Here is a 5,321-nt window from a genome sequence, read left to right on the forward strand (position 1 = left end):
ATTCTGGCTAACTTGTGCTAAACCTGCGGCATTGACCTTGAAGGGCATCACTGAGACAAATCCCGTACATATCAATGAGAATAGAACGATCTTATTCATGAAGTTATTTCCTAAGTAATTGTGATGTTAAGAGTGCGATCGCTTCCTAAGCTAAAAAATGAATTTTATTAAGCAGCCTTAAACTTGATAGTAATCGATCGGATCGATAAAAATCTCTACCTAAATATATAGACAAAAAAATCTTAATAAATCGCCACAAAAAGTACTAATATTTATAAATAACTTAGTTATTACTAGCTTATTTTAGCAAGGTAAAACCTCGCAATTGTTTCTATGTATAGCCTGTGATTATTGTTGACACAATTCTTGGCGAAATATACGGTACAAACCTCACGAATTCCTCACATTTTAAATGTAATATGAAAAGCTGTGATAAATAATAGCTCGATCTTCTCTTCTGATATCCAGTATGCTGTTGGATGCGATCGAAGATCCTGGATCGTTCTCGATAAAATTTATCTGTCTCGACCTGTAAAGATAGTATTTCGCTATCGCAAGATCGTGTCTTAATTCACTAAAGCCAATAATCGATCTTCTCTCCTTGAGAGAATTACTTGAGCCAAGTAAAGTAGAATGTTGTGCCCTGACCGAGCTGGGACTCTAACCAAATAGTTCCACCTTGGGCTTCAATAATTTTTTTGACGATTACCAATCCAATGCCTGTACTATCCGCTCGATTTTGAGGGTTCACAGTCTGAAAAATTCTAAAGATTCGCTCGTGATGCTCTGGGGCAATCCCCGCTCCATCATCGGCTACGCTAAATTCATACAGATCGTCGCGTTCTCGAACCGAAATGTGAATCGAGCCATCAGATCTGTCGTGATGCTCGATGCCATTACCGATGAGATTGGCAAACACCTGGAACAACAGAAAGCGGTTTGTGAATACGGTCGGCATTGGGTCGATATCGATGCAAAATGTCGGCGGCGGTGAGAGTGAATCGATGACCTCAGCCAGTAATCGATCTACTAAGACTGGCTCGATCGATCTATCCGTTTGTCCGAGGCGGGCATAGTCGAGCAGTCCATCGATCGTCGCAGACATCCGCTCGACTCGGCTCCGTAATAGTGCCATTTGCTGTTGAGTAGCGATTGTGAGGGAACCCTCTAAATCTTCTTCAATCCACTCCGAGAGATTGGCAATTGCCCGCAAGGGTGCTTTGAGATCGTGGGAGACGCTCTGCACAAAGTTATCCAGCTCTTGATGGCGATGTTCGAGAGCGGATTTGGAGTGCAAGCACTCTCGTTCGGAGGCAATTCGTTGGGCTTCGAGACATTTACGTTCGTTAATATCCCGAAAGTAAATCCCCAATCCTTCGGTAGATGGATAAGCATGAAGCTCGAACCAAGTGCTAATTGGCTCATAAAATACCTCAAAATGTACCGCCATTCGCTCGGTTACAGCCCTGCGATATTCTTGCTCGACGGAGTTATTCACTGACTGGGGAAAAACTTCCCAATGGGTTTTACCCAAAAATTCTTCAGGTGCTAGACCGACTAGTCGCTCGATTACTTGAATTGCCGCTGGATTGGTGTAGACGATCCGCCAATCGCGATCGAGACCGATATACGCATCGGTCATGCTTTCCCAGATCGTCGTAATTTGCTTGCTAGCTACCTGTAACTGCTCTTCGCGGTGTCGCAATTGTAGCCGCAAGCGGGCATTCTCAATCGCGCCGCGCATGGTTGAGATTAATAGCTGTGGCGAAAACTTGTGCTTTGGCAAATAATCTTGGGCACCCAGTTTCATCGCTCGAACCGCAATACTTTCGTCACCATACCCCGTCATCATCACGACAGGTGGACTACGATCGGGACTTTGTGATAATGTCTCTAGAAATTTTAGCCCATCTCCGTCTGGGAGCAGATAATCGAGTAAAATAGCATCGATCGGTTTCGTACTGCATAGTTCTAGTCCCTCCGCCACCGATGCTGCTTCTAACAGATCGTAAGCACAGCTTGAATCGGTCAGTAGGCAATTTCGATATAGCTCTCGATTTGCCGGAACATCTTCAACAATCAACAACGTGAAGGTGGGGAGATTCATCTGATTCACAACAAATTACTTGTTGTGTATGATAGGTTCGCACAATCGATTTAGATTGTACTCCCACAACCTATCAGGTATTAAATATTTTCACAATGTCACACGTACTAAAGTTTACACCCGACCGATCGTGAGTAAATTTTGAAAATCGTACTATAGAAGCAAATTTATAAATTAATGACTTGGCAAGTTACGGGGAGAGAATATTTCAATCGACCTGTTTTCGTGGTGTATCTGTTTGTCAGATCGCAATTTACTGTGACTGAAAAGCTCGATCTTCCGCGATAATTATTTTCTCCGGTCGGAACTTGCCAAGTGCTGTTTTAAAATCTGAAACCAGCCCCAACACTCACGACAACGGTTCGATCCCGATCGTTATTCAGCGGTACGTTTACTGCTCCTTTTAATTGCAGGCTATCAGTCAGATCCAGATCGACTCCACCAACTAAACCAAAGTTAGTGGTAGTATTGCCATCGCCAGTATTGAAGTCTATAGAAGCACCAACAAAAGGCGTAAGTTGGAGGGCATTAGCATTATTTTTGAGATTAATATCGTAGGTTAATGCCGTACCAAATTTAGTGCCACCATTAGGAAAGAAGACAAATGGACGCAGGGATAAATTATCACTGATGCCAAATTTAGAATCGATCCCAAATACAGTTTGTCCGTTACCAAATTCAACCGATGGGCCGATCGAACTTCGACTTAGTTGTGCGGTAGCTGGCTCACTCATGCTGAAAGTGGCAACTGAGGAGCATAGGAGAGCTAAGGCAACAAAGATCTGTTTTTTCATGATGAATTAATTATCTATTTTTAAATTTGATTGGTTTAGTAATTACCTTCAATTGCAGATATCAGCCTCAATCGATTGAATTTAAAGACCGACTTTCTAGGGGAGAGGCTATGCCAACGATTGACACCTTAAAGCTAATCAATCAAATAAATAAAGCACTCTCTCTAAAGACATAGATAAAAAAGCCTTAACAAAACAGAACAATATAATATTATTTTTTTGCTTAATTCTATAAGCGAATTCTATCAAAAATCAATCTGTTTTAAGACGCGCAATTAGCTCACACAAGAGCTTTGAGGCATTAATTTCATCGAAAAATCAAAGATAAATTGTAAATAACTCACAACTCCCTCACATTTGGAAGATATGATAAGCACAAGTAGTTTTACACAACAAAAATTCATTTTATTTTCTAAATATGTAATGCAAGCAATACTGCTCTTACAAGCAGATTTGTCGGCTGTTATTACTTGCCATCCAACCGAAATTCAAAACCATGAGTGAGTCTTTAATGGCGATCGATCGTTGGCGGACTTGTACTGAGCGAAGTCGAAGTAGCCTCTCCCCTGGAGAATCGTTGGTATCCGTTCATCCTGGCATGGGTGCAAATTTGCTTGGTCATGAATGCTCGTTTCGAGTTTGGGCACCAAATGCGATCGCCGTTTCAGTTTGCATTTGGCAAGACGAGCGAATGTCTCAAGTTGCCCTCGCACCAGAACCGAGTAATTCTAGTTATTGGTCGGTAGATGTAGCGGACGTTGTGGCGGGTCAACCCTATCAATTCTCAATCGTTAATAAAGGCGGCGATCCTACCAATCCAGGTGGCATCTTGACTCGTGTAGATGCCTATGCACGCCAAGTAGAGAGTGCTGAAGATAATGCCAGAGGGATCGTCGTGGATTGGCAGCAAGAGTGGTCTGAATTTGCCACGCCCAAATTTGAGGATCTAATTATTTATGAGGCGCATGTAGGGTCATTTGCCGGACTAAACGACCATCTAAATATCTCAACTTATGCCACGTTTGCCGACTTTGAGACGAAGCTCGGATATATCCGCGAACTTGGATTTAACGCACTTCAACTATTACCCACCGAGCAAGTCGATGGCATCGATGGGGAAGGTTATGGAGCTACCAACCTCTTTGCACCGCATAATGGGTACGGTACTCCAGCAGACTTGAGATCGCTCGTAGATGCCGCTCACAGGCAAGGTCTAGCAGTGATTTTTGATGTGGTTTATCATCATGCTTCGACCAGCCGCAATCACTATTGGCAATACGATGGCAATACCACCGATAGCGGCGGGATCTACTTTGAAGATCCGTTTCGATATGAACCTGCGCGGGATGAAGATGGTCGAGCGTTCGCGCATTGGAAATCGGAAGTCCAAAACTTTTTACTCGACCACGCGCGGATGATGTTGCATGAATATCGCGGCGATGGTTTGCGGTTTGATATGGCGCACAGTATGACGTGGGAATGCACTCAACATATTATTGCCGGACTTCGCGAAAACCAATACTGGCAAGATAAGTATCTGATTGCCGAATGGACGAGCGAACAGCAAGATCGCTGGGGTAAAGTTATCCGTGAATTAGGTTTTAATGCAGTGTGGGGAATGTCCGATCCATTTGCTTTTCGTCGCGCTGTCAATGGAGACAATGCAATAGATGAACTCAAATCATTCATGGGTTGGATGGGATTTGACCGCTCCTGGAATTTTATTCGTTATTTGCTCGGCTCTCACGACAGAATTGCCGATTCTCAAAGCGGGAAACAACCCGAAAATCGTTATTTTGTCGAGCTATGTGGCGGGCGAAATAATTGGTATGCACGAGCCAAAGGGCGACTCGGTTGGGCGTTAAATGTGTCAATACCTGGTACGCCGATGTTATTCATGGGATCTGAATGTCACCACCCTGGCTATTGGTGGCCAAATCCAGACGGAAATCCAGCAACTTGGGAACATCGATTTGATTGGGGAATTGCCGGAGATTCGATCGGGATTTCCATGCGAAATCTAGTCCGAGATATCAACTGGGTACGTTGGCATAATCCGGCTTTACGCAGTGATACTTTGCAATTTATTCATGAGGATCGCACAAATACAGTCTTAGCTTTCAAACGCTGGCATGAAGGCGGCAATATTGTGGTGGTTGTTGTCAATCTAAGCGATCGTCAGTGGCAAGAACATGATTACGGGATCGATGTGGGTGAAGAAACTGGGCAGTGGTCAGAAATTTTCAACTCTCAATCGCCGCAGTATGACGGTTGGAATGATTCGGGTAACTATGGGCACAATCTGCAAGTCCAAGCAGACGGAAAGATTTACATCAATCTTCCTAAATGGTCGGTTTTAATATTTAGGAAGCAGTAGATTTAAAGAGGATATATTCTCATGATTAGCAATGTTTTAGTGA

At 43.5% G+C, this 5,321-nt stretch carries 3 protein-coding genes; 1 reads left to right on the forward strand and 2 read right to left on the reverse strand.

Going from position 1 to position 5,321, the window contains the following annotated elements; all coding sequences use genetic code 11:
* Window positions 1–610: 610 nt before the first annotated feature.
* Both ACEW9J_RS25245 and ACEW9J_RS25250 read right to left on the reverse strand, forming a co-directional pair.
* Window positions 611–2,107, reverse strand: a complete 1,497-nt coding sequence (locus tag ACEW9J_RS25245) for an ATP-binding protein (RefSeq protein WP_373547827.1) — start codon at window positions 2,105–2,107, stop codon at window positions 611–613.
* A 323-nt stretch (window positions 2,108–2,430) separates the two neighbouring features.
* Window positions 2,431–2,901 (reverse strand): hypothetical protein, encoded by a 471-nt coding sequence (locus tag ACEW9J_RS25250; RefSeq protein ID WP_373547825.1) that lies wholly within the window; start codon window positions 2,899–2,901, stop codon window positions 2,431–2,433.
* A 496-nt stretch (window positions 2,902–3,397) separates the two neighbouring features.
* Between ACEW9J_RS25250 and ACEW9J_RS25255 the strand changes: the two genes are divergently transcribed.
* Window positions 3,398–5,278 (forward strand): alpha-amylase family glycosyl hydrolase, encoded by a 1,881-nt coding sequence (locus ACEW9J_RS25255; RefSeq protein ID WP_373547826.1) that lies wholly within the window; start codon window positions 3,398–3,400, stop codon window positions 5,276–5,278.
* The last annotated feature ends 43 nt before the right edge of the window (window positions 5,279–5,321 follow it).

The sequence above is a fragment of the Chamaesiphon sp. genome (assembly GCF_041737865.1).
Taxonomy (GTDB): Bacteria; Cyanobacteriota; Cyanobacteriia; order Cyanobacteriales; family Chamaesiphonaceae; genus Chamaesiphon.